The sequence below is a fragment of the Nocardia sp. NPDC005825 genome, assembly GCF_040630175.1.
Classification (GTDB): Bacteria; Actinomycetota; Actinomycetes; order Mycobacteriales; family Mycobacteriaceae; genus Nocardia.
Genome location: NZ_JBEXXC010000009.1, coordinates 130,189 through 154,783, shown reverse-complemented (window position 1 = coordinate 154,783; position 24,595 = coordinate 130,189). Strand labels below are relative to the sequence as shown.

General features: G+C 68.3%; 26 protein-coding genes. 12 read left to right on the top strand and 14 right to left on the bottom strand.

What is annotated here, in order from left to right; genetic code table 11:
* Window positions 1–26 precede the first annotated feature (26 nt).
* From ABZ382_RS24260 to ABZ382_RS24240, 5 genes are all read left to right on the top strand, one after another.
* A complete protein-coding gene (locus ABZ382_RS24260; RefSeq protein ID WP_357093372.1) occupies window positions 27–1,073 on the top strand; it encodes an ATP-binding cassette domain-containing protein in 1,047 nt (348 codons plus the stop codon).
* On the top strand, window positions 1,070–1,906 hold the full coding sequence (locus tag ABZ382_RS24255; protein WP_357092792.1) for an antibiotic transporter: 837 nt from the start codon (window positions 1,070–1,072) through the stop codon (window positions 1,904–1,906). The genes ABZ382_RS24260 and ABZ382_RS24255 overlap by 4 nt, the downstream gene beginning before the upstream one ends.
* Complete coding sequence (locus ABZ382_RS24250) at window positions 1,906–2,727, top strand: ABC transporter permease (protein ID WP_357092789.1); 822 nt, start codon at window positions 1,906–1,908, stop codon at window positions 2,725–2,727. The genes ABZ382_RS24255 and ABZ382_RS24250 overlap by 1 nt, the downstream gene beginning before the upstream one ends.
* 82 nt (window positions 2,728–2,809) lie before the next feature.
* Entirely contained in the window at window positions 2,810–3,310 is a 501-nt protein-coding gene (locus ABZ382_RS24245; protein WP_357092786.1) for a peroxynitrite isomerase, read from the top strand.
* A 210-nt stretch (window positions 3,311–3,520) separates the two neighbouring features.
* Window positions 3,521–3,721, top strand: coding sequence for a hypothetical protein (locus tag ABZ382_RS24240; protein ID WP_357092784.1), 201 nt, complete (start codon window positions 3,521–3,523; stop codon window positions 3,719–3,721).
* Between the two features lie 19 nt (window positions 3,722–3,740).
* Here ABZ382_RS24240 and ABZ382_RS24235 read toward each other — a convergent pair whose 3' ends face one another.
* From ABZ382_RS24235 to ispG, 3 genes are all read right to left on the bottom strand, one after another.
* Window positions 3,741–5,528, bottom strand: a complete 1,788-nt coding sequence (locus ABZ382_RS24235) for a penicillin-binding transpeptidase domain-containing protein (RefSeq protein WP_357092781.1) — start codon at window positions 5,526–5,528, stop codon at window positions 3,741–3,743.
* 107 nt (window positions 5,529–5,635) lie between these two features.
* A complete protein-coding gene (locus ABZ382_RS24230) occupies window positions 5,636–6,499 on the bottom strand; it encodes a GNAT family N-acetyltransferase (protein ID WP_357092779.1) in 864 nt (287 codons plus the stop codon).
* 157 nt (window positions 6,500–6,656) lie between these two features.
* Window positions 6,657–7,814, bottom strand: a complete 1,158-nt coding sequence (ispG, locus tag ABZ382_RS24225; protein WP_357092776.1) for a flavodoxin-dependent (E)-4-hydroxy-3-methylbut-2-enyl-diphosphate synthase — start codon at window positions 7,812–7,814, stop codon at window positions 6,657–6,659.
* A 183-nt stretch (window positions 7,815–7,997) separates the two neighbouring features.
* Between ispG and ABZ382_RS24220 the strand changes: the two genes are divergently transcribed.
* Window positions 7,998–8,714: an endonuclease V gene (locus tag ABZ382_RS24220; protein WP_357092773.1), complete on the top strand. Its 717-nt coding sequence runs from the start codon at window positions 7,998–8,000 to the stop codon at window positions 8,712–8,714.
* 204 nt (window positions 8,715–8,918) lie between these two features.
* Window positions 8,919–10,157 (top strand): S8 family serine peptidase, encoded by a 1,239-nt coding sequence (locus ABZ382_RS24215; RefSeq protein ID WP_357092770.1) that lies wholly within the window; start codon window positions 8,919–8,921, stop codon window positions 10,155–10,157.
* Window positions 10,158–10,694: 537 nt separating this feature from the next.
* Here the strand turns inward: ABZ382_RS24215 and ABZ382_RS24210 are convergent.
* The 3 genes from ABZ382_RS24210 to ABZ382_RS24200 all read right to left on the bottom strand — a co-directional run bounded on the left by ABZ382_RS24210 (window position 10,695) and on the right by ABZ382_RS24200 (window position 12,677).
* Window positions 10,695–10,949, bottom strand: coding sequence for a hypothetical protein (locus ABZ382_RS24210; protein ID WP_357092767.1), 255 nt, complete (start codon window positions 10,947–10,949; stop codon window positions 10,695–10,697).
* 457 nt (window positions 10,950–11,406) lie between these two features.
* On the bottom strand, window positions 11,407–12,054 hold the full coding sequence (locus ABZ382_RS24205; RefSeq protein ID WP_357092764.1) for an MspA family porin: 648 nt from the start codon (window positions 12,052–12,054) through the stop codon (window positions 11,407–11,409).
* A 188-nt stretch (window positions 12,055–12,242) separates the two neighbouring features.
* On the bottom strand, window positions 12,243–12,677 hold the full coding sequence (locus ABZ382_RS24200; protein ID WP_357092761.1) for a MarR family transcriptional regulator: 435 nt from the start codon (window positions 12,675–12,677) through the stop codon (window positions 12,243–12,245).
* 71 nt (window positions 12,678–12,748) lie between these two features.
* Here ABZ382_RS24200 and ABZ382_RS24195 point away from each other — a divergent pair, with 71 nt between their 5' ends.
* Window positions 12,749–13,603, top strand: coding sequence for a hypothetical protein (locus tag ABZ382_RS24195; protein WP_357092758.1), 855 nt, complete (start codon window positions 12,749–12,751; stop codon window positions 13,601–13,603).
* Between the two features lie 27 nt (window positions 13,604–13,630).
* Window positions 13,631–14,197, top strand: coding sequence for a YbhB/YbcL family Raf kinase inhibitor-like protein (locus tag ABZ382_RS24190; RefSeq protein ID WP_357092755.1), 567 nt, complete (start codon window positions 13,631–13,633; stop codon window positions 14,195–14,197).
* Between the two features lie 129 nt (window positions 14,198–14,326).
* Here ABZ382_RS24190 and ABZ382_RS24185 read toward each other — a convergent pair whose 3' ends face one another.
* Complete coding sequence (locus ABZ382_RS24185; protein ID WP_357092753.1) at window positions 14,327–15,529, bottom strand: M50 family metallopeptidase; 1,203 nt, start codon at window positions 15,527–15,529, stop codon at window positions 14,327–14,329.
* Between the two features lie 24 nt (window positions 15,530–15,553).
* Complete coding sequence (gene dxr, locus ABZ382_RS24180; RefSeq protein ID WP_357092750.1) at window positions 15,554–16,693, bottom strand: 1-deoxy-D-xylulose-5-phosphate reductoisomerase; 1,140 nt, start codon at window positions 16,691–16,693, stop codon at window positions 15,554–15,556.
* A 93-nt stretch (window positions 16,694–16,786) separates the two neighbouring features.
* On the opposite strand from dxr, the gene ABZ382_RS24175 reads away from it, so the two are divergent.
* Window positions 16,787–17,071 (top strand): DUF2631 domain-containing protein, encoded by a 285-nt coding sequence (locus ABZ382_RS24175; RefSeq protein ID WP_357092747.1) that lies wholly within the window; start codon window positions 16,787–16,789, stop codon window positions 17,069–17,071.
* A gap of 103 nt (window positions 17,072–17,174) precedes the next feature.
* Here the strand turns inward: ABZ382_RS24175 and ABZ382_RS24170 are convergent, their stop codons facing one another.
* The 5 genes from ABZ382_RS24170 to ABZ382_RS24150 form a co-directional block, all read right to left on the bottom strand.
* Window positions 17,175–17,858 carry a hypothetical protein gene (locus tag ABZ382_RS24170; protein WP_357092745.1) on the bottom strand — a complete coding sequence of 228 codons (684 nt, stop codon included), beginning with the start codon at window positions 17,856–17,858 and terminating at the stop codon, window positions 17,175–17,177.
* Window positions 17,859–18,120: 262 nt separating this feature from the next.
* Entirely contained in the window at window positions 18,121–18,828 is a 708-nt protein-coding gene (locus ABZ382_RS24165; protein ID WP_357092742.1) for a hypothetical protein, read from the bottom strand.
* A 187-nt stretch (window positions 18,829–19,015) separates the two neighbouring features.
* Window positions 19,016–19,945, bottom strand: coding sequence for a cytochrome c oxidase assembly protein (locus ABZ382_RS24160; protein WP_357092739.1), 930 nt, complete (start codon window positions 19,943–19,945; stop codon window positions 19,016–19,018).
* 52 nt (window positions 19,946–19,997) lie between these two features.
* Window positions 19,998–20,660 carry a DedA family protein gene (locus ABZ382_RS24155; protein ID WP_357092736.1) on the bottom strand — a complete coding sequence of 221 codons (663 nt, stop codon included), beginning with the start codon at window positions 20,658–20,660 and terminating at the stop codon, window positions 19,998–20,000.
* A 102-nt stretch (window positions 20,661–20,762) separates the two neighbouring features.
* Complete coding sequence (locus ABZ382_RS24150; RefSeq protein WP_357092733.1) at window positions 20,763–21,575, bottom strand: alpha/beta hydrolase; 813 nt, start codon at window positions 21,573–21,575, stop codon at window positions 20,763–20,765.
* Between the two features lie 133 nt (window positions 21,576–21,708).
* Between ABZ382_RS24150 and ABZ382_RS24145 the strand changes: the two genes are divergently transcribed.
* Window positions 21,709–22,047: a YciI family protein gene (locus tag ABZ382_RS24145; protein ID WP_357092730.1), complete on the top strand. Its 339-nt coding sequence runs from the start codon at window positions 21,709–21,711 to the stop codon at window positions 22,045–22,047.
* On the top strand, window positions 22,044–23,276 hold the full coding sequence (locus tag ABZ382_RS24140; protein ID WP_357092727.1) for a DUF6596 domain-containing protein: 1,233 nt from the start codon (window positions 22,044–22,046) through the stop codon (window positions 23,274–23,276). Before ABZ382_RS24145 ends, ABZ382_RS24140 begins: the two co-directional genes overlap by 4 nt.
* A 3-nt stretch (window positions 23,277–23,279) precedes the next feature.
* On the opposite strand, the gene ABZ382_RS24135 is transcribed toward ABZ382_RS24140, so the two are convergent.
* Entirely contained in the window at window positions 23,280–24,443 is a 1,164-nt protein-coding gene (locus ABZ382_RS24135) for a low temperature requirement protein A (RefSeq protein WP_357092724.1), read from the bottom strand.
* Between the last annotated feature and the right edge of the window lie 152 nt (window positions 24,444–24,595).

Sequence of the window (24,595 nt, the reverse complement as noted above, 5' to 3'; positions counted from 1 at the left end):
ACACCGGCAGAGCCGAGACCACCGACCTGAACGACACCTCCGGCGACGGGGTGGTCGTCGAGGGCGTCGTGAAATCCTTCGGCGCGGTCCAGGCCCTGCGCGGCGTCACCTTCAAGGCCGCGCCCGGCGAGGTCCTGGGCATCCTCGGGCCCAACGGCGCGGGCAAGACCACCATGGTCAACATCCTGTCCACCCTCATCTCCCCCGACGCCGGGCGGGCGCTGGTCGCCGGGCACGACGTGGTCACCGACGCCGCGGCCGTGCGGCGATCCATCATGCTGACCGGTCAGTTCGCCGCCCTCGACGACGCCCTGTCCGGCTACGAGAACCTGGTCATGTTCGGCCGCCTCATGGGCCTGCGCAAACGCGCGGCCCGCGCCCGCGCCGACGAACTCGTCGAGGAATTCGACCTCACCCAGGCCGCCGGACGCCGGGTCGGCACCTACTCCGGCGGTATGCGGAGGCGCATCGACATCGCCTGCGGACTGGTCGTCCGGCCAGAAGTGGTGTTCCTCGACGAACCCACCACCGGCCTCGACCCCCGCAGCCGCCAAGGCGTCTGGGACCTCGTCGGCGGCTTCCGCAAACACGGCATCACCACCCTGCTCACCACCCAGTACCTCGAGGAAGCCGACGCGCTCTGCGACCGCATCATCGTCATCGACCAGGGCCTGGTCATCGCCGCCGGCACCGCCGACGAACTCAAGGCCCGCACCGGCGGCAGCTACTGCGAGATCGTCCCCTTGCGCCTCGAGGACATGCCCGCCCTGATCAGCACCCTCGGCGACCTGCTCCCCGCCACCAGTCGCGAAGCCCTGACCGGGGATTCCGACCGGCTCGCCATCCCCGCGCCCGAAGGCGCGAAAACCCTCGCCGAAGCCCTGCGCCGACTCGACGCGGCCGGACTCGAACTCGTCGACATCGCGCTGCGGCGCCCCTCCCTCGACGACGTGTTCCTCGAGCTCACCGGGCACATGGCCAAAACCGAAGAACCCGAGGAGGACTCCCCCTCGGTGCGCTTCCGCACCGGCGAGGGACGCCACCGCGCCGACAGCGATCGGACCCGCGCATGACCGCCACCACCGCGCCCGCCACCACCGGCTGGCTCACCGACGTCCGCGCCACCCCCGGCACCCTCGCCCAATGGTGGGTGCTCACCGTGCGGCTCATCGTGCCCTCGGTCAAGACCGGCGAGATCATCACCGCCATCGCCGCACCCGTCACCTTCACCGCCAGCTTCTACATCCCGCTCAACCGCGTCATGTCCTTCGCCGGACTGGGATTCAGCAGCTACGCGCAATTCATGGCGCCCATCGTGATCCTGCAGGCCTGCGCGTTCACCGGCGTCTCGGCCGCCTTCCGAGCCGCCACCGACGCCGTCTCCGGACTCGACCGCCGCTTCGACGCCATGCCCATGCACCCGCTGGTGCCCGCCGCGGCGCGCATGTCCTCCAATGTGTTCCGGCTGTTGATCGGACTCGTCGCCGCCGTGATCAGCACCCACGTGGTCGGGTTCCGGTTCGTCGAGGACTGGGCGCACACCCTGGGATTCCTGGCCCTGGGGCTGGCCATCGGCATCACGTTCTGCCTCGGCGCGGACGCCATCGGCACCTACACCCGCAGCCCCGAGGCCACCAGCCAGATGCTGGTGCTGCCACCGCTCATCCTCGGCATGCTCTCCACCGGTCTGGCCCCCGCCCACCAATTCCCGCGCTGGGTCCAGGGATTCGTCCGCAACCAGCCGGTTTCGCAATACGCCGAGGGCCTGCGCGCGCTCGGCGGCGACACCCTCGGCAAGGCCCACCCCGTCACTTGGTCGCTCATGATGCCGCCACTGCTGTGGCTGGTCGGCACCTTCGCGGTGGCCTGCTACTTCATCGCCCGGCAGAACCTGAAGAGGTCGTGATGACCACTCTCGAACGCCCCGACACCGCCGACATCCTGCTGTACGGCGAGACCTCCGTCCCGGCCCTGTTGCGGCACACCTGGATTCAGACCCAGCGGCTGCTGGTCCGGTGGCTGCGCGACCCGGTCACCCTGCTCGAGACCCTCGTCGTGCCCTGCCTGCTGCTGCTCATGCTCGACATCGTGGTGGGCTCGCAGATCGAGAAGTTCTCCGGCCGCAGCGCCCTCTACGGATCCACGCCCATGGTGACGCTGGTCGGCGCGCTGTCGGGCACGGTGGCCAGCGGCGTCATGCTCGGCCGCGAACGCGAGGCGGGCGTCCTGGCCCGCTTCTGGGTGCTGCCCGTGCACCGCGCCTCCGGACTGGCCGCGCGGATCATCGCCGAGGGCTGCCGGATCTTCGCGGGGACGGTCGTCATCATCTGCTTCGGCATGGCGCTCGGCTTCCGCTTCCGGGAGGGGCCCTGGCAGACGTTCGCGTTCCTGTGGATCCCGGTGCTGTTCGGGCTGGCCTTCGCCACGATGGTGACCGCCATCGCCGTGTTCACCGCCAAGTCCACCCTGGTCGAGGCGGTGGCGCTGCTGTCGTCGCTGCTGATGTTCTTCAGCACCGGGTTCGTGCCGCTGGCGGCCTACCCGAAGTGGATTCAGCCGGTGGTGGAGCACCAGCCCATGTCGGTGGCCGTCGACACCATGCGGGCGCTCGCCGAGGGCGGGCCGGTCGCGGGACCGTTGCTGCGGACCGTGGCGTGGTCGGTCGGGTTGATCGTGGTGTTCGCCATCCCGGCGGGCCTCGGCTACCGCCGCGCCAGCCGCCAATGATCAATACCCCTTACCGGGAAAGTCGGCGCGCGGACGCCCCGACCTCCCGCCGGGGCGCGGCGAGCGGATTAAGCTGTCCGCCGTGCTCGAACCCGAAACCGCCGTCGCGCCCCACCCCGATATCGCCCACCTGGCCCCGTTGCTGGGCACGTGGCGCGGCCGCGGCCGCGGCGAATACCCGACCATCGACTCGTTCGAGTACCTGGAGGAAGTGCACTTCGGCCATGTCGGCCGTCCCTTCCTGACCTACCGGCAGCGCACCCGCGCCGCCGACGGCAGCCGTCCCATGCACAGTGAGACCGGCTATCTGCGTGCGCTGCCCGACGATCGGATCGAACTGATCCTGGCCCACCCCACCGGCATCACCGAGATCTGCGAGGGCCGGCTGGTCCGCGAGGACGGCGAGCTGCGCCTGGAACTCGACTCCACCTCGATCGGGATGAGCAGCACCGCGAAGTCGGTGACCGCGCTGGGCCGGACCATTTCCGTCACAGGCGACACTCTCGACTACTCCTTGCGCATGGCTGCCGTCGAGCAACCTCTCACGCATCATCTGGCAGCAACCCTGCAGCGCACGAACTGAAAGTAAACTTTACGGTCGGATAGCGGCCGCGACCTGCCGTTCTTCGCCGCAAGCGGAGTGCGGCAGCACACATACGCCTTGCCTCGGCAAAAGTCACCGATTACCGTTTCATGCATCGGCAAACACTCAGCCAACTCCTAATCGAGGACCGGATCACCCAATCCACACCGTTCGGGTCTCCTTACTCATCCCAAAACAAGGGAGCGGGATATGAAGCGCTCGGCCCTTTTGCTAGTCACCACCGCGGGCATGATTCTCGCGGGCGCCGGCGTCACCGAGATGCTCGGTGACGGATCCGTCGAGGGACCACCCGTCAGGACCCTCGCCGACCAGCGATTCGTGACCGACAATGTCGGTGAGATCCAGTCCGCCGCATGCGTGAAGGTCGACGGCCGCTACACCGGACGCTGAACCTCCTCGACAGCCATTCTCAATACCCTTCGGGCAGGGCAGCGACCATATCGCGGGTCACCGCCACGGCGTTGTCGGAACTGCCGCCTCGCACCACCAGGGTGGCCCAGGCCAGATCACCGCGGTATCCGATGAACCACGAATGCGAACCGCCGTCCACCTCGGCCTCACCGGTCTTCCCGTACACCTCGCCCTGATCGACGATGCGCTCGGCCGTACCGCCGAGCACCACCTTGCGCATCATCAACCGCAGACCGTCGATCACCTCCGGCTTCAACTGCGGCCGGTCCCCCGACACCTGGGTCTGATGACCCGCGATCAGATACGGCGTCGGCGCCGAACCGTGCGCGACCGTCGCCGCCACCAACGCCATCCCGAATGGACTGGCCAGCACCTTGCCCTGCCCGATGCCGTCCTCGGCGCGCTGCACCAGATCGTGGTCGGCGGGCACCGAACCCGAGGCCGTCGGCAGGCCCGCGATCGTGTAGTCGAGACCGAGGCCGAGCGCGGCCGCGGCCGTGCGCAGATCGTCGCCCTCGAGTTCGGAGGCCAGCTTCGCGAAGGACGTGTTGCAGGACCGCTCGTAGGCGGTCGCCATGGCCACGCTGCCGACACTGAACAGGTCGTAGTTCGGAATCGTGCGCTCCCCCACCACGATCTGGCTCGGGCACGGGACCACGGTGTCGGGAGTGGCGTGGCCCGCGGTCATGGCCGCGGCGGCGGTCACCGTCTTGAACGTCGAACCCGGCGGGTACAGACCGGTCGCGGCCACCGGACCGTCCTTGTCGGCCGCCTCGTTCTGGGCGACCGCCAGGATCGCGCCCGTCGAGGGCTGCACCACGACCATCATGGCCTGTTCCTTGCGGACGTCCACCGCGTGCTGCGCCGCGTTCTGGACGTAGCGGTCGACACTCAGCGAGAAGGACGGGGAGGTCTGCGGATCCACCTCCTCGAGCACGTCGGTGTCGACACCGTTGGCGTTGACGGTCACCACGCTCCAGCCCGCCTTGCCGTCCACCTCGTCGATGACGGTCTTGCGGATCTGGGTCATGAGATCCGGGGCGAAGTGGCGGTCGGTGGGGACCAGGTCGAATTCCTTGTTGAAGGTGACCCCGGACAAGCCCATGAGCACCGAATTGACCTCGCCGAACTCCCATTCCGAGAGCTGGGCGACCGTGTAGGGGCCGTCCGCGCGGCGCGCGGTCCGCAGCAGCGTGGCGGCGTCGATCTTCTCGTCGAAGCGGCGCAACGCATTCGCGAGCGCGACACTGACGCCGTTCGGATCGGACGAAGCGGACGGTTTGAACTGCACCCGGAACAGCGCGCCCGGCACCAGCACGTCCCCGCCGGAGCGTTCGTTCACCCGGGCCCGCGGCGCCGGATTCGAACGCAGTTGCAACGTCTGGGTATTGCCCAGCTGCGGGTGGATGTCGGCGGCCGACCAGCGCACCTGCCACTGGCCGCCGGCGCGGCCCATCTGCAACTGGCCCTGGTAGGTCCAGACGCGATCCTTGGGCAGATGCCATTCGTAGGTGTAGTCGACGATGGCGGTGTCGCCGGTGATCCGCGCCGCGCCGGTGGTCGCCACCAGCTTCTCCGCCTGCAGCTGGTCCCACGCCGAACCGAGTGCGGCACGGGCCTTTTCGGGCTGGCTGGTGCGGTCGGCGGCCGCGTCCACATCGTGGTCGGCGAATTCGGAGACGAAGGCCTCGGCGGCCTGGGCGGGCCCCTGGGGACCCGAGGAGCAGCCGGCCGCGGCGACCGCGACCGCGGCGGCGATCAGAGTGGAGAAGACCCGAGTTGACATCGGATCCGATGCTAGGAGCCAACTACTGGCAAACCGGTGCGACACACTGCACCGGAACGGATTTCACGCCGACATCCCGCTCCGGCCACCCCGCGCTCGAGATTCGGTCAATCCAGCAGCACTGTCGCGAATGTGCCGATCTGCCGGAAACCGACCTTCGCGTAGGCGCGGCGCGCAACCTCGTTGTAGCAGTTGACATACAGGCTGGCCGTGCGCCCGGAGGACACCACCACATTGGCCACGGCGGCGGTGCCCGAGGTCCCGTACCCTTCGCCGCGTTTATCCGGATGGACCCAGACGCCCTGAATCTGCCCGGTGCGTCGCGACAACGCGCCGACCTCCGCCTTGAAGACGACCTCACCGTCCTCGAAACGCGCCCAGGCCCGTCCGGATTCGATGAGCCCCGCGACCCGGCGGCGATAACTCCGCCCACCGTCCCCGGTACGCGGGTCGACGCCGATCTCCTCGGTGAACATGGCGATGGCCGCCACCAGGTACCGATCGATCTCCGCGGGCCGCACCCGGCGCACCCGCAAATCCGGGGCGATGCCCGCGGGCCGATCCAGCGCGAGCAGCGGCTGATCCGCGCGCAGCTCCCGCGGCGGCCCCCAGTGCCCGGCCAGCAACTCCCACAGCGGCAGCGTCAGCTCGCGTCGCCCCACCACCGACGAGCACAGCCGGGGGTTCTTGATCGCCTTCTCCGCGAACGCGCGCAGATCCTCGCGACCGCCGCGCAGCGGCACCAGATTCGCCCCCGAGAAGCACAGGGAATCCCCGGGCCCGCCCCGGCTCCACAGTTCGCCGTAGACGCCGCGTTGATCCAGCCCGAACTCCTGCAGGCGCGCGGCCACCATGCAGGTCGCCACGGGATCGGTGTCGAGCACACGCAGAACCTGCGTCAGGTCGCGGTTCGCGAGCTGACGGGCCCCGGATGTCCGGCCCCGGCGAGTCGGCTCCAGCACACTCCGCACGCTCACAGCCTGCCAGAACTTCCCGCCGCGCGCCGCAAGATTGCCACCAGCCGCCCGGCGACCAGCGAAAATATCACGCGCCCAGGGGGATCGGAGACGGCGACGGCCCGGTCCCGCGCGATTGTCGCGCGGGCCGGGCCGTGTCGATCGGGGTGGGTCAGCTCGCGGTGACCACCGGAGCGCCGGAACCTGCCTCGTCGCCCATCTCCTCGGCGATGCGCAGGGCCTCTTCGATGAGCGTCTCGACGATGAGGTGCTCGGGCACGGTCTTGATGACCTCACCCTTGACGAAGATCTGGCCCTTGCCGTTGCCGGAGGCGACACCCAGGTCGGCCTCGCGGGCCTCGCCGGGGCCGTTCACGACGCAGCCCATGACGGCCACGCGCAGCGGGACCTCCATGCCCTCGAGGCCCGCGGAGACCGCGTTGGCGAGGGTGTAGACGTCGACCTGGGCGCGACCGCAGGACGGGCAGGAGACGATCTCCAGCTTGCGGGGGCGCAGGTTCAGCGACTGCAGGATCTGCGAGCCGACCTTGATCTCCTCGGCCGGCGGGGCCGAGAGCGAGACCCGGATGGTGTCGCCGATGCCCTCGCTGAGCAGCGCGCCGAAGGCGACGGCGGACTTGATGGTGCCCTGGAACGCCGGACCGGCCTCGGTCACGCCCAGGTGCAGCGGGTAGTCGCACTGGGCGGCGAGCTGGCGGTAGGCCTCGACCATGATCACCGGGTCGTTGTGCTTGACCGAGATCTTGATGTCGCCGAAGCCGTGCTCCTCGAACAGCCCGGCCTCCCACAGCGCCGACTCGACCAGCGCCTCGGGGGTGGCCTTGCCGTACTTCTCGAGCAGCCGCTTGTCCAGCGAACCGGCGTTGACGCCGATGCGCAGCGGGATGCCCGCGTCACCGGCCGCCTTGGCGACCTCCTTGACGCGGCCGTCGAACTCCTTGATGTTGCCGGGGTTGACGCGCACCGCGGCGCACCCGGCGTCGATGGCGGCGAAGATGTAGCGCGGCTGGAAGTGGATGTCGGCGATCACGGGGATCTGCGACTTCTTGGCGATGGTCGCCAGGGCGTCCGCGTCCTCCTGACGCGGGCAGGCGACGCGCACGATGTCGCAGCCGGAGGCGGTCAGCTCCGCGATCTGCTGCAGGGTGGCGTTGATGTCATGGGTCTTGGTGGTGGTCATCGACTGAACCGAGACGGGGAACTCGCTCCCCACTCCGACATTGCCCACCATCAGCTGGCGCGTCTTGCGCCGTGGTGCGAGGACGGCCGCCGGTGCGGCCGGCATCCCCAATGCGATGGCACTGCTCACGATCGGCTGCCTACTTTCCACTGATTCCTCACCCTTACCGGCTCCGAGCTTACCGAGGCTCGAATACCGGTCGCCCTGTGACGGCGGCGACAACGGTACCCGCGCCGGAAGCGGGACTCGGAAGCGGCCGGGACCTACAGTTCATATTCGTAGCAATCGACGCGAAGGTTTACGCTCCGAGAAGTGAAGGTAGCGAATCCCGGCGACTGGCCGTCCACACCGGAACAGGCAGTGGCACTTCAAGATCGGCTACGCAACGCGGTGATTCCCGCGAATCCCCGGCCACCGCAGTTCCGGACGGTTGCCGGCCTCGATTCCGCCTACGACGACCACGGCAATGTGGCCGCCGCCATCGTCGTCCTCGACGCAACCACCCTGGACACCGTCGAAACCGCCACCGCCCGCGGCACCACGACCTTCCCGTACGTCCCCGGCCTACTCGCCTTCCGCGAACTCCCCACCACCGTCGCCGCCCTCGAAACCCTCACCACCACACCCGATCTGATCATCTGCGACTCCCAGGGCCTGGCCCACCCCCGCCGCTTCGGCTTCGCCTGCCACCTCGGCCTCCTCACCGGCATCCCCACCCTCGGCGTCGCCAAGAACGCCTGGGGCGACTACGACGAACCGGGCCCCGAGCGCGGCTCCTCCAGCGTCATCACCATGGACGGCGACCCGGTCGGCCGCGCCCTGCGCACCCGCACCGGCGTCAAACCCGTCTTCGTCTCGGTGGGCCACCTGATCGACCTGGACACGGCATGCGCCCAGGTCCTCGCCCTCACACCCGAGTTCCGTCAGCCCGAAACCACCCGCCGAGCCGACCACCTCTGCCGCCAGCTCCTCCGCGAATGTGCCGCCGATGCGGACCCGGCCGCACCGAATCGAGTTTCGAATTCATGAATATCTGCTATTGCATCAGGAATGCCGGAAAATAGCCGAGCTGCCTCTCTTAGCGGAAATCTCACACAGGCCGACTACCACATTTTGTCCGAGTGACCAAGATCATATTGAAGCGCAAACGTTTCACCTATCCATTCGGGATATGTACGGTTCCAGAGCGGTCGAGAATTTCCCTGGCCAATATCCGAAGAGAGATTCAGTCACGTGAAGAAGATCTGGTTGGCGCTGCTGGTCGCGGCGCTTTCCGTACCAGCCGTAGCGGCAATCCCCGCCGCTGCCGAACCTGACAAGCACAAGCCGAAGGTTCCCGTAAGCCAGGCAGAACCGGGTAAGGGCATCCCGGATATCTATATCGTCTCCATCAAAGATGGGGCGAACCTCGACGCGGTTCTATCGAATGCGAAGATCCACGATCCCGGCGTGAAGTCGACCGCGCTGCGGTCCTTCAGCGCGAAACTTTCGAAGCATCAGCTCGAAGCGCTCCAGGACGATTCCGACGTTGACATGATCCTCGAGGATCGGAAGATTTCGACCACCTCGGCCATCAATGGCTACACCCCGACCGACGAGCCGGGCCCGGGGTGGGCATTGGATCGGATCAATCAGGCTGCGCTGCCGCTGGACGGAAGCTACACCGCGAATGCGACCGGCGAGGGCGTCACGGCCTATGTCATCGACGGTGGCATCGATGTGAACCACCCTGACTTCGAGGGACGAGCCTCCGAGGGCATGTCGCGGATCAGCACCCCGCCGACTCTCGATTGCGCGGCTTACCAGCACGGCACCGGCGTCGCGGGCGTGCTGGGCGGCGCTAAGTTCGGCGTGGCCAAGAAGGTGAAGCTGGTGTCGGTCCGGATGGCTGGATGCGATGGGACAGCAGATCTTTCATCCTTGCTCGCCTCCTCCGACTGGGTGCAGGCGAATCACCACAAGCCCGCGGTGGTGAACCTGTCATTCAATATCAATGGCACAAACGCGTGGTGGGATCTCGCCACTAATGCTTATCTTCGTGGCGTATTCAATGCACTTGCCGACTCCGGCCTGTTCATCGCGAATTCCACGAGCAATCGCAATATGGACGCATGCTTGGGCGCGCCCGCCGATGCAGCCGGAGTTGTGGCGGTCGCGTATACGGATATCACCGACCACGCTACCCAGAACTCGGACTGGGGACAGTGCGTTCAGCTGTATGCGCCCGGCCAAGCCGTTCCCTTCCCGGCAATCGGTGGCGGATACGTGAAGGCCAGTGGTTCATCATTCGCCTCGCCGATGGTCGCCGGGGTCGGGGCTCTGTACAAGGCCACTTACGGCGACGCCCCCTGGCAGACGGTCGCCCAGTGGATCAAAGACAAATCCACCAAGGATGTGGTGCTGCCCAAGCTCAACCCCGCTCCTGGTACTACACCCACGGTGAACCGACTACTCAATACCGGCGGCCTGTAACCGCCACATGCAATGTTGCAGTGCGTCGTGCCCAGCGTCGGGCACGGCGCACTGCCGCGTAGCCATCACATTCTACGCCATGACTATCCGAAATCCCTTGCAGTATCGGACATTTCGGGCAGCAGACAGGTCATGTCGCCCCGCCGGTTCTTCCGGTGACCGCTGAAGCTTTGCCGCCGGGGATATCTCTCGGGATCACGTGCGCCACATCATGGGATCGGCCGCGACATCCTCGTCCGATTGGATCCGGACGGGAAGGTCGTCTCCGAAGCGCTCTCGATGCTGCTGCGCGTCGGGATCGGCGTGATGCCGGGCGGCCGACCCACGATTGCGGAAGAGAAGACAGCACGTAGCCCGTGCCTACCTTCCCGCACAGCGGACCTCGGCCATGGGTGGTGATGTGGTGGTCGACAACGGGCCGATTCCGCCCTGGCCCTTCGGCGGCACAGGCTCATCGTTCTGAACGCGGAAAAGCTGGTTCAGTACAGTGCGTCCGCGTGTGAGTGTCGGCGCGGGCGGTCGTGTCGAGCGCTCCGACTAGTCCCAATCGAACCAATCGAAGAACTCGAACGGCAGTAGCTGCTTGATCCATCCCGGAGGGATTCCCCAGCCCGGAGGGAACAGGAAGCGCTTGCTCTCCCAGCTGTGGTCCCCGTGCTGATCGACAGGGGTGGGGGCGTAGTTGTCAACCACATCGGCCTGGGTCGGGACGGTCACGGCGGTGACCGGAGCCACCGCAATCGCACCGGCGAAGACGGCCCGGGCCACCGTTTGCCTGGTCATTGCGAACATTGCTGAACCTTTCTGGTGGTCGAACGCCCGACGCCGGGTCTCACCGGGCGGGCTGGATTCGCAACTCGCGGCGGCGGTGTACGCCGAGGTCGACCGCGCGCGAGGAATGCCACGAAGGCCCAGGGGCAATGCCGAGGGGTCTGCCCCACGCAGAGGGGGCCGACGTGCGCCATGGTAGGCACTCGAGGTCAACGGCGGGCTACGTTCGAGCCGATTCTCGGATTCGCGACCGGGAAATCCAGTCCGGATCAAGACCCGCTGGACGTTGGGCGACCGCGGCCGCTGTTGTCGACCACGGCGCTCAGGTAGTCGATGCCCGTCAGGTAACTGGGCTCGAACGTGTCGGGGTCCTTCTCCATCGGAGGCGAGTTCCAGGTGCCGTCGGAGTTCTCGGGGTAAACCCGGAATTTCGGCCTCCGTCGGCGCGAAGGATGACAACTCCAACCGGGCCACCGCTTCAGAAGGTGAACCGGTCGCCGTAGGCGGTGGTCTGCGCGAGTCCCACGGCGGTGCTCACCGTGGTGGTGACGAACGGGACGGCCGACACCGGCGAGGCGCATTGGGCGATATTGAGCGCGGCATTGTTGAACGCGATGCGAAGCGGGAACGTCGTGGTGGCACGCAGGCGGGCCGCCTCCGTTCTCGCGATAGTGACCTGACCGGGTCCCAAGTTCGCGAACACGCCTTCGGCCACACCCAGATTCCCGATGACAGCGGGCCCGATGATCTCGGCGGGAATTATCGTGCCCAGCTGTTGATAGGCACCGAGATCGGCGTCGAAGCCGCCGTCCACACTGATCCCGCAGCCGAGGATGAATCCCGCGACCGCCTCACCCGAGGTGATCGGGCCGCCGTCCACGGTGACCGAGTAATCGCCGGATATCTGCGCGGCATGCGAGAACGTCATGAGGACGTTCGGTGTCCGGTCACCGGGCGGGCTCGCCTCGATGCTGTCGACCGACGCCGTCACATGGACTCCCCCACCGAAGGCTTCCGTGCCGGGCGGCTGAGCGCGACCGAGTCCGGCGCCGCCGGCCCACAAGCCCACCCCGGCCAGATTCGCCGCGACCGTAGCGACCACGGCGCCGGTGAACGAACGTCGCATGCCTGGAGCCTTCCGGTTCGCGATGAGCGACTCGACAACACATGGGGCAGACCCACACGGAGGGATACCGTTTGGCAAGCCTAGACGGCGCCACCATCCAGGCGGTGTCACCGCAAGGCGTGTCCACCACACCGCGTCGACACCGACGGGCATCGACACCGAAGCCGAGTACCGCGACTTGCGACTGGTCAGTCGATGAGGCGGCGGAGCAGGGCCAGTGTCTCCGATACGCGGGCCCGCTCGGCGGGGGTCATGCGTTCGTCGAGGAGGTCGGCCAGGTGGCCGGAGCCGGCCTCGCGGCGTTCGGTCAGCAGGACGCGGCCGGCGGGGGTGAGTTCGAGGAGTTTGCGGCGGAGGTCGGTGGGGTCGGTGGTGCGGCGGATCAGGGCGCGCTCGATGAGGGTGGATGCGGCCGTTGCGACGGACTGGTGACGGATCTTGTCGGCCCGGGCGAGGTCGGCGACGGTGGCGGGGCCGTCTCGGTCGAGGCGTTTGAGGATCGACACCTGGGACAGGGAGATGGCTCGGCCGGGTGAGGCTGCGCGCATGCGGCGAACCAGGGCGCCGACAACGGATTGGAGGTCGTCGGCGAGTTCCGCTGGATCGCTTGTCAGTTCGCTCACGACTCCATAAAGTACAGGACGACTGCGCAGTTGGACTGTATTAATCCGGAGAGGGTCCGATGGTGAATGGCATGGTCACGGCCGAACTGACGGTGGGCGGGCGGGAGCGGACGGTTCTGATGCGGCCGCCCAGCGATGCCGGTCGGCCGCTCGTGCTGGTACTGCACGGCAATCAGTCGGGGCGTGAGAAGCGTGAATGGCGGGACTGGACCACCTTTCGCACCAATGCCGACCGGTGGGGAATCGGGGTCGCGTTTCCGCAGGGGTGGTCGGGGTGCTGGGCCGACGGGCGCGGGGTGACGCTCGCCGATGAGGCGGGTGTGGACGATGTGTCGTTTCTGCGCGCTGTGATCGAGTGGAGCGCCGAGCGCTATGACACGGTGGCCGAGCATTCGATCGTGGCCGGAATTTCCAACGGCGCGTTCATGGCTCACCGTGCGGGGTTGAAAATCGGGGATCTGGTTCCAGTGTTCGCGGCGGTCGCCGGTGGACTGCCTGCCGATCTGGCGGGAGTGGATCCGACCCACGCGGTCTCGGCCATCCTGATCAATGGCGATGGCGATCCGTGGGTGCCGATCGAGGGCGGGCACTCCCGCCATCGCGGGCCTGACGGTGAACTACGCGGCCGCACTTATGGTTTGACCGAATCCGGGCAGCATTGGCGTGGGCTGAACGGCTGTACGGGAGCGAGTGAGACCATTCGCACCGACCGGTCCGAGCGCGAGCTGTCCGGGCTGGGCATCGGCGGGACTCGCGTCCTCGAATGGACGGTGTTCGGTGGCGGCCACACCTGGCCCGGCGTCGTGATATCCGCCGAGCATGCGGGCGTGCCGGGCACGAATTCGACGATGGAATTCGATGGGGCCGAGGAGATCTGGCGGTTCGCGGAACCACTGCTCATCTCCCCCGAAGACCGCAAGCTCTGAAACCCACCAGCACACAGGGAGAACCGAATGGCACTGCTCGGCAAACTGCTGAAGAATCGGCGCGCGGGCGACGCGGGGCTGGCCTGGAATCGGCCGGGACTGTCCGCGTCCGCGGAAATCACTGTCACCAGTGCAGATTTCGCACACGAATCGACCTTGCCGGACGTCCATACCGGGAAGCGGATCGGGGGCAGGGACGAGTCCCCGGCACTGTTGTGGTCGACCCCGCCCGAGGGCACCGCGCAACTGCTTCTGGTCATCGAAGACCCGGACGCCCCCGGGTCAGCGCCCTTCGTGCACTGCGTCGCATTGCTCGAGCCGACAGTCACCGAATTGCCGCGCGGCGCACTGGGTAAGGCCACGGCACCGGCCGAAGTCCGACTGCTGCGTTCCGACTGGAGCCGCGGCTACATGGGCCCCTCCCCCATCAAGGGACACGGCCCACACCGCTACGCGTTCCAGATCTTCGCCCTGACCGAACCCCTCACCGAGATCGAAGGCAAGCCCATCGATTCGGTCAAGCCGAAGAACGTCCTGGCCGCCGCCCGAGCCCACGCCCGCGGCCGAATCGACGGCTTCTACGAACGCTCGTGAGGGATCCGGTTGCGGCCGGTCACCTCTCGCGTCTCGGTTCAGCGAGCTCCGCGCCACTGCGCCGCCGCAGCATGGACCTGCTGCGGCGGTCAGACGCTCGCGCTCACGTTCGGGTGCGGAGCCAACCCGTCAGGGGAACAGCTTCACCGGGTTCACGATGTCGGCGACCAGGGTGAGGATCATGTACGCACCGCCGAGCACCACCACGACGTAGGTGGCGGGCAACAGCTTCAGGTAGTCGACGGGGGCGCCATCGGGGAGACCCTTGCGGTTGCGGAACACGTTGCGGAGCTTCTCGTAGATGACCACCGCCATGTGGCCGCCGTCGAGGGGCAGTAGCGGGAGCAGGTTGAAGGCGCCGAGGAAGAAGTTCAGGCTGGCCAGGGTCAGGATGAACATGGACCAGAGGCCGTGTTCGGCGGTTTCGCCGCCGATCTTGGAGGCGCCGTAGACCGAGACAGGGGTTTCCGGGTCACGGGTGCCGCCGGTCACGGCGTGCCACAGGTCGACAACCTTGGACGGCATCTGGGCCAGGGACTCGACGGTGCGGACCGCGATCTGGCCGGTGAAGGCGCCGGCGGCGGGGATGGCGGCGAGGACGTTGTACTGGACCGGGCCGTAGAAGTCCTGGCCGACGCCGACCTTCGCGACCGTCTTGGGGGTGCCGTTCTTCTCCGGGTAGACGACCGCCATCTTGGGGGTGACCGGGGCGGTCATGGTCTTGCCGTCGCGTTCGAAGGTGTAGGTGAACGGACCGGTCTGCTTCTCGGTCTCGGCGCGGAATTCCTTCCACGTCTTGATCGGGACGTCGTTGACCTTGGTGACCTTGTCGCCCTGCTGGAGACCGGCCGACTGGGCGGGACCGGTGCCGGTGCAGTCGATCAGCTTCTGGTCGGCGGTCATGTCGGAGACACAGCCGAGCTTGCCGAGCTGGGTTTCCGCCGGCTGATCGAAACGGGGCAGACCCCAGCCGACAGCCAGGATCACGATGAGGATGTAGCCGATGAGGAAGTTCATCAGGATGCCGCCGGACATGACCAGCAGGCGCTTCCAGGTGGCCTGCCGGTACATGGCCCGGTCCAGGTCCTCGGGCTCGAGCTCGTCGAGGGCGGTCATGCCCGCGATATCGCAGAAACCGCCCAGCGGCAGCGCCTTGAGACCGTATTCGGTCTCGCCGCGCCGCCACGAGAAGATCTTGGGCCCGAAACCGATGAAGTAGCGCCGCACCTTCATGCCGGTGGCCTGCGCGGTCCACATGTGACCGCATTCGTGCAGGGCGACCGAGGCCGTGATCCCGAGGGCGAACAGTGCGAAGCCGATCGCGTAGACCATCCGGTTACGAGCCCTCTCCTGCAGTCAGCCGCGCACGATCGTGCGAGCGGTGTCGCGCGCCCACGTATCGGCCGCGAGCACCTCGTCCAAGCTACCGGGTTCGGCGGCCCAGCGGTCGGCGGACTCCACGACGCGCGCAACGGTTCGCACGATGTCGGGGAATCGGATGAGACCGTCCAGGAACGCCTGCACCGCGATCTCGTTGGCGGCGTTGTACACGGCGGTCACACAGCCACCGGCCTTTCCGGCTGTGCGGGCCAGCTCGACGGCCGGGAACACGGCGTTGTCGACGGGCTCGAAAGTCCAGGTCGAGGCGGTGGAGAAGTCGCAGGCGGCGGCCGCGCCCGGCACCCGGTCCGGCCAGCCCAGGGCCAGCGCGATGGGCAGCTTCATATCGGGCGGGCTGGCCTGGGCCAGGGTCGAACCGTCGGTGAAGGTGACCATGGAATGCACGATCGACTGCGGGTGCACGGTGACGTCGATGTCGTCGTAGCCGATGCCGAACAGCAGGTGCGTCTCGATCAGCTCGAGGCCCTTGTTCACCAGCGACGCCGAATTCAGCGTGTTCATCGGGCCCATGGACCAGGTCGGATGGGTCTTGGCCTCGGACGGGTTCACCGACTCCAGCATCTCGGTGGTCCAGCCCCGGAACGGCCCGCCCGAGGCGGTGAGCACCAGCTTCGACACCTCGTCGGCGCGCCCGCCGCGCAGGCACTGGGCCAGCGCCGAATGCTCGGAGTCCACCGGCACGATCTGCCCCGGCGTGGCCGCCCGCGTCACCAGCGAGCCGCCCGCCACCAGGGATTCCTTATTGGCCAGGGCGAGTCGCCGCCCCGATTCCAGGGTGGCCAGGGTGGGTCCCAGTCCGAGCGAGCCGACCAGCGCGTTGAGCACCACGTCGGCGTCGGTGCGGCGCACCAGCTCGGTGGCGGCGTCCGGACCGGCCAGCGCCACACCGAGTTCGGCGGCCGCGGCCTCGTCGGCGACCGCCACATTGGTGGTGCCGGTGGCCGCGATCTGGCTCGCCAACAGGTCGGTGTTACCCCCGCGCGCCGCGAGCCCCACCACTTCGAAGCGGTCGGGGTTGGCGGCGATCACCTCCAGTGCCTGCGTACCAATCGAACCGGTGCTGCCCAGCAGCAGAACTCTCACAACGTCGGACACGCGCCTATTGTCCCCCGCCCCCTGGTCGCTACGACGCTGGGTCGTATGTCACGATATTGGCCAGCAATCGATTCGAGCCGTAAAGGAGCCACAGTGGCCGCCACGGAACTGGAACCCGCGCACCCCTCTGAGGTCGTCACCAAGGTCGACACCGCCGAGGTTCCGTCCGCAGCGTGGGGCTGGAGCGGCGAGTCCCGCCGGACCTTCCGCATCGCCGGCTGGGTCGTCGTCGTGATCCTGCTGACCATGCTGTTCGAGAACCAGCAGGGCAGCTCGTCGGGTACCGGCAATGTCGGCTACATCGCGCTCGTGCTGTTCGCGGCCGGCCTGGCGGTCATCCTGATCCGCGACTCGATCCTGTCGCGTCGCCCGCGCTAGTCGGGTAGCCCCACAACGACATTCGGTCCGGATCGCCCCTGAGCGATCCGGACCGAATTGTATTGTCCGCCGGGTTCTCACCGCGGCGTGGAGGCGAGGAGCCTCAGCTGGCCGGGGTGGAGTCCGGCGCGTTCATGCGGTTGTAGAGGCCGATGCCGACGGCGATGGCCGCGGGCACGCCGGTCAGCACCAGACCCGAGGCGGCGCCCAGCGGGATGCCGATGGCGGCACCCGCGACACAGCCCGCGATGCCGGTCGGCACCGACATGATCACCACACCGGCCACCGCACCGCCGACCGCGCCGATCGCGCAACCGGCGACACCGCCGACGACGGTGCCGAGCAGGGTGCCCATGGAGGTGGACAGGCCGAACTGGTTGACCGCGGCCGACATGGCGGCGTCCTGGTCGGCCTGGCTGGCGACGTTGTGCAGCGCGGGAGCGGGCAGCGCCGGGGCGGTGAAGGCGGCGGCCGGGTCCATGTTCGGGGTGAAGGTCGCGGTGTTGCCGTCGATCTGGGCGGCGACCGGGTGGGCCACATCGCCGGTCACGTAGCTCAGCGGGAACTGGGTGACGACCGCGCCGTCGGCCGCGCGCACCTGGAACTGGCCGTTCTCGGTGGTCAGCGAACCCGCGTCCGTCTTCAGAACGACGGAAGCACCCTCGATCTTGGTGTCCCAGTGAATACCCTCGGGGGCGGCCGCCGGGGCGGCGTTGGCGGTACCGGCGGAGATGCCGACGGCCGCGATGGCGAGAGCCGAGGTGGCGGCAAACTTCTTGAAACGCATTACTTTTCGTCGCTTTCTAGACTGGGCGCTTCCCTCTTGGGAGCGAGGTCCTCATCGAGCACCCGAGACAAGATAAGTCAGCAAATGTTGCCTATTTGTTGCCAAATCGTGGCGAAAACGGTCCTGAACGTATGTTTTACGTAAAGACGGCGTTTGCCGATCATATGTTCGGTGACTCGAGCAACTTTCCAGAACGCGAAGCGACCCGCGTCACACCCCTACCGAGGGGCATGGCCGCGGGCCGCGGTGCGCGAACTACCGGCTACTGCTCGGCCGGGTTGTTGATGCGGTTGAGGAAGATGATGCCGACGATGATCGCGGCGGGCACGCCGACCAGCACCAGACCGGCCGCGGCGCCCAGCGTGATGCCCGTAGCGGCGCCGGCGAGCGCGCCGGGGATGGACAGCACGCCGCCGCCCGCCAGGCCGCCGATCAGGAAACCGAGGGTGCCGCCGATGACGGTGCCGACCAGGGTGCCGATGGCCGTGGCCAGGCCGAGCTCGGTGGCCGCGGCCGAGACCGCGTCATCGAAGCTGGCCTGGTGGTCGCTGGTGACCTGATGCAGCGGCAGGTTGGTGGGGCGCGCGGCGGCCCGATCGGTGCTCGGGGTCAGGGTGGCGCGCAGGCCCTCGACACCGGCCTGGATCGGGTAGTCGAGATCGTCGATGGTGAACGACAGCGGGACCGCGGCGACCACGATGCCGTTGTCGTCGCGCACCTGGAGCTGGCCGTTGTCAGTGGTCATCGAACCGTGGTCGGTGTCGACGACGACGGAGTTGCCCTCGATGTGGGCGTTCCAATGGATGGCGGGAGCCACCTGGTTGATGCCCTGGTTCACGCCGTCGATCAGCGAGGGCAGGACCGGCACGGGGGCCGGGGCCGGAGCGGGGTCGGCGTAGGCGACACCGGCGGTGACGCCGAGAGCCGAGATGACCAGCGCGGAGGTGGCGGCAATTTTGCTGAACTGCATGGCTTCTGGCTTTCTTACGGGCGGGCTTCCACCGGGTTGGCCCGGAAGATTGGAAGTGGACGCAATTTCGAGCATCCTGATCACGCGTCCAATAAGAAACTACTGAGAAATAGCCGCAAATGCTCCTTTCATAGCGAACATCACTCAGTGCCAGAACTGGTGACACAGGCCACAATTGGCCGTTCGATCAGCGGCGGAAGCGGTCCCGCAGCTGCGGATCGTTCTCCCACCACAGTCCCGTGGAGACCGGTTCCTCGGCCTCGACGGCGTCGAGTTCGGCGTCCAGCGCACCCGCCTCCCGCTTCTCGTCGTCGGCGAAACGCCGCATCACGACCAGGGAGTAGATCAGGCCGAGCAGATCCCCGAGCAGCCACAGAATGCCCGCGCCGATCGTCTGATCCAGGCGGACGTCCGGTCCCCAGGTGCGGCCGAGGGACCCGTAGTACCCGGCGGCGACGAGCGGGCCCAGCCACAGCACGATGCCCAGGATGCCGTCGGCGAGCGATTCGCCGACCGTGATGAGCAGCGACAGCCCCTGCGTGAAATGCCGTGGCACCGGATCGATCTGCAAGCGCGAGTAGAAGTACAGAAACCCGAGGGCCACCACCAGGATTCGCGTGACCGCGTCGACCGCGCCGTGCCGCAGCACCGCCTCGTACCAGGGCGAGAGGAACAACGCCCACGGCAGCAGCAGGATCAGCATCGACGCGGTGGCCGGATGGGTGAGCAGCCGGGCCGCGTCGCCGGACAGCATGGCGTCCAGGCGTTTCCGCCCCGTCTCGCCGAGCGCCGCGCGCAATACGGTGAACGGCGCTCCGGCCGCGAGCGCGAACGGCACCACGTACAGCAGCAACAGCACCTGCAGCGCGCGCACCCAGAACAGAGTGTCGGAATACACCCCGGGCATCCCGAGCCCGGTGTACAGCCACACACCCAGCCCGGCGACGCCGAAGTACACGGCCCGGCTCACCGGAAGCTGTTCCCCGCGACGGCGGCCGAGCACGAAGCAGGTCGCGTAGGCGAGACCCAGCAGCGCGACGACCAGCGCCGTCGAGGCGTCCCAGCGCCACGCGCTCACCAGTCCGCTCAGTCGCAGCGGTGTGTCGATCCGAAGCACGGCCCCAGTATGCGCGGTGCGGTCACGGCGTTCCCTGGGAGATCGCTGGGAATCAGTCGGTCTCGGGGGTCATCGGGCTCGCATGGGAGACCTCGTAGTCGGCCTCGAACGAACGCTCGCGGCGGCGTTCCCGCAGCTTCCACACGATCAGCGCGACCACCACGATCGCGGCCGCGCCCAGGGCCAGATCCCGGCCGACCGTCTTGGCCACCGCCTCGTACGACTGCCCCGCGACGAAGCCGAGCACCACGAAGATTGCGCCCCACACGATTCCGCCGACCGCGTTGAAGATCAGGAAGCGGCGGTACGGCATCCGGGAGGTGCCCGCCAGCGCGGGCATCATGGCCCGGAAGAAAGCGGTGAACCGGCCCAGGAACACCGCCCAGCCGCCGCGGCGAGCCAGGTATTCCTGGGCGCTGTCCAGGCGGCCGCGATGGCGGTCCAGGATCGAGGCCTGCAACAGCTTCGGGCCCACCTGCTTGCCGACCTCGTAGCCGACGCTGTCGCCGATGATCGCGGCGGCGATCACGAGCACGATCATCAGCCACAACTGCACGTGGCCCTGGCTGGCGGCGACGCCGCCGAGCACCGCGGCCGTCTCGCCGGGAATGACGAAGCCGACGAAGATCGCGTCCTCGGCGAACACCAGCAGCGCGACGACGAGGTACACCCAGACCGGCGCGATATCCAGGATCCGGTGCATCAGCGAATTCATGTCCGCCACGGTACCGACGGGGCCGGTCAGCCGCGGGGCCGGTCGCACGATCCGGGCGGGCGCAACGATTTTCGGGCGGCTCCGGGCGGTTCGCGGTCCGGCTCAGCGGGTCACGTCCGCGCCGAGGAACGCGTCGAGCAACTTCGCGGTGGCCTCGGCCGGGATGCCGTGATCCGCGCCACCGGGCACCTCCGCGTAGTGGGCGCGGGCGAGGCGGGCGGGCAGGGCCTCGGCGGCGGAGCGGACGCCCGGCCAGGATTCGGGGCTGCTGATCACCAGGGTCTCGATATCGATGCTGGCCATCTCCTCGGTGGGCAGGTTGGGCGGGCGGCAGATGGCGGCGTCGTAGACCACCGTCTGGGCGATCGCCTCCAGGTGTGGCCGGATCGGTGACCGCTTGACCTGCTCGACCACGGCCGGGGGCAGGCCGATGCCTTCGAGCTGCATCAATTCCACGGCGGCGCCGCGCTCACCGCGGGCGATCAGGTCGGCCAGTCGTTCGGGCAACCGCCTCGGCGTGTGATCGGCCAGGCCGCCCAGCGCGAACGGCGGTTCGTAGAGGGCCAGGCGGGTGATGCGCGAGCCCGCGGCGGCGGCGCGCAGGGCCAGGATGCCGCCGGAAGAGAAGCCGAAAACCGCTGCGCTGCCGCCGATCTCGGCGATGACTGCGTCGAGGTCCTCGATCTCGCGACGCACGTCGTAGCGCGCGGCGTCGTCGGGGGCGAGGGCGTCGGTGCTGTCGCCGCGACCGCGGCGGTCCGGTCGCACCACGGTGTAGCGGTCGGCGAGCCGCTCGGCGAGGGCCGCGCAGGTGGCGCTGTCATTGAAGGCGCCGGGCAGGAACACGATGGCCGGGCCGGCGCCGGCGCGGTGATAGGCGATGGTGGTGCCGTCGGCGGAAGTCACGGTGGGCATGATCGTCTCCGGTCTGTGGGTGGACTCGATACCGGATCGACGAACGGGAATCCCGGCGATGGACAGCCGCGGTCGGCATAGTGATGTCCATCCGCGTCCGTCCCGTTCGTCGTGCGGGGGAAAGGAGACGACCATGCGATATCTCTTGCTGATCAGCGCCGACGAGAGCCGGGTCGACGAGCACCGCACCGACGACGGGATGAGCGAGTTCCGGGCCTGGCTCGACGACCTGCTCGCCCGCGGCGTGCTCACCGCCCACGAGGGCCTGCATCCCAGCCACACCGCCACCACGGTCCGGGTGCGCGGGGACGAGGTGCTGCTCACCGACGGGCCGTTCACCGAGGCGAAGGATCAGATCGGCGGGTTCGCGCTCATCGAGGTCCCGGATCTGGACGCGGCCATCGAGATCGCGGCCCGGCATCCCGCCAGCCGGTTCGGGCAGATCGAGATCCGGCCGGTGCTGACGCCGTGACCGAGGTCGACGCCGCGATCACCGCCGCCTTCCGCACCGAATGGGCGCGGCTGGTGGCCACCCTGATCGGCGGGCTCGGCGACTGGGACCTGGCCGAGGAGTGCGCGCAGGAGGCGTTCGCGCTGGCCTGGCGCACCTGGCCGCGCGACGGCGTGCCCGAGCGGCCCGGCGCGTGGCTGCTGACCGCGGCCCGGCGCCGCGCCGTCGACCGGCTGCGCCGCGAACGCGTTGGGGCCGGGAAGCTGCGGGAACTGGCCCGCACCGAGATCCCCGATGCGGGAGAGGCCGTGTCCGGCACCGACATTCCCGACGATCGGCTGCGGCTGATCTTCACCTGCTGCCATCCGGCGCTGGCGTTCGAAGCGCAAGTGGCGCTGGCGCTGCGCACCCTGACCGGGCTGACCACCGCCGAGATCGCCCGTGCGTTCGGCGTTCCCGAGCCGACCATGGCCAAACGGCTGGTGCGGGCCAAGCAGAAGATCCGCGACGCGGGCATCCCGTATCGGGTGCCGCCCGCGCATCTGCTGCCCGAGCGCACCAATGCCGTGCTCGGGGTGATCTATCTGCTGTTCAACGAGGGCTATCTGGCCGGGGCGGGGCCGGATCTGCAACGGCCCGATCTGGCGGCGGAGGCGCGGCGGCTGGCCGCGCTGGTGGTCGAGTTGATGCCCGACGATCCCGAGGCGGGCGGACTGAATGCGCTTGTCCTGCTCCAGCAGTCGCGGGCCGCGACCCGGACTCTGGACGGGGTGCTGGTGCCGCTCGAGGAGCAGGATCGGGGTCGGTGGGATCGGGAGCTGATCGCGGCGGGGCTGGCCGAGTTACGGCGCACCGCGCGCCGGGATCGGCTGGGGCCGTATCAGTTACAGGCCATGATCGTCGCCTGCCATGTCACCGCCGCGGGCCCGGAACAGACGGATTGGGCGCGGATCGCCGAACTGTACGAGGCATTGCGGGCCCGGATCCCCTCCCCCACGGTGGCTTTGAACCGGGCCATCGCCGTGGCCATGCGCTCCGGGCCCGAGGCGGGTTTGGCGTTGCTCGACTCGGTGGCCGCTCCGGCCGGGTCGGAGGTGGCCCGGCAGGTCACCGCGACCCGGGCCGATCTGCTGCGGCGGCTGGGCCGCGATGATTGCGCGGCAATCGAATACCGGGCCGCCCTCGACCTCACCGTCAATGCCGCCGAGCGCGACTACCTGCGCCGCCGGTTGGCCGAGGTCGAGGGCTGAGGGTCAGTCCGCCCGCGTGCGGGTCAGCAGCAGCAGGGGGCGTCCGGTCGAAACCACCCAGTGCTCCCAGGCATTCAGGCCGACCAGGACCGCGGTCACCGCGGCCAGCGTCACGATCTCCGGCAGCAGCGCCGAGGCGAGGGTCAGGGCCGCCAGCACCAGTGCGGCGATGAACCGGCCGAGGGTGGCCGCGCCGAACATGCGCCAGCGGGTGAACAGGAACGTCGACACGTACAGCGTCGCGCCGATCGGCAGCAGGAACGCGTTGACGCCGTGCGCGGTCTCGGTCGGATGCTCGACCATGCTGCGCGCGCCGACCGCGACCCCGACCAGGCCGATCACCAGCAGAATGTGGCCGTAGCTGAGCACATCCCGCACCACCGCGCCGCGAACCTGGTTGGTGCGCAACGAATGCTCGACCGCGGAGAACCCGTAGGCGAAGTACAGCCACCACAGGCCGCAGCCGAGCACGAAGATCAGCACGACCGCGATCCACGACATCACGCCCAGATGCGCTTCCGCCGCTTCCGAACCCACCGACGCGACCGTCTCGCCGAGCGCGATGATGACGAAGGTGGCGAACCGCTCCGGCAGATGCGTCGCGCCGAACTGCACCGACTCCATCCGCCGCGCCAGCAGCGCCGGGCCGCCGAAGGCCAGCAGCACCGCGACGATCCAGAGCGCGTCGCGCGCCCCGCCCTGCGGAACCAGCGCCGCGATCACCAGCAGCACCGCCGCGACCAGGGTGATCGTGAACGGATTGACCCAGCTGACGAACACGCCCGCCTCCGAGAACGCCCGCTTGCGCCGCATCTCGGCCCACAGCAGCAGCCGCAGCACCAGATGCGCCACCGCCAGGATCAGCGGCAGCGCGCGTCCGATGAACGCGTGCGGCGCGGCGATGGCGATCACGAACATGCACAGTCCGCACGCGAACAGGAAGATCCGCTGCCGATTCGAGTCCTCGACCCCGTGGACCGACAGCGTCGTCCCCACCCACGACCACCACATGATCGCCAGCAGCAACACCGTCTGCCCGACGGCTCCCCAGCTCTCCCCGGCCACCGCCACATGCGCGGCCTGCGTCACCGCGAACACCAGCACCAGGTCGAAGAACAACTCCGCCCAACTGGCCCGCTCATGCGCCTCACGTAGAGGTTCAGTCACACCCGTAATCCCTGCCTAGCACCATTTCCAGCGCGTTCACTCTAGCCACACCCCATGACCGTTTTGTCCGACCTGCACTCCGCGTCGATCACACCCACCGATCACACCGATCACACCGGGCAGACCACGTCGAGCGCCGAGCCGGTCACGCC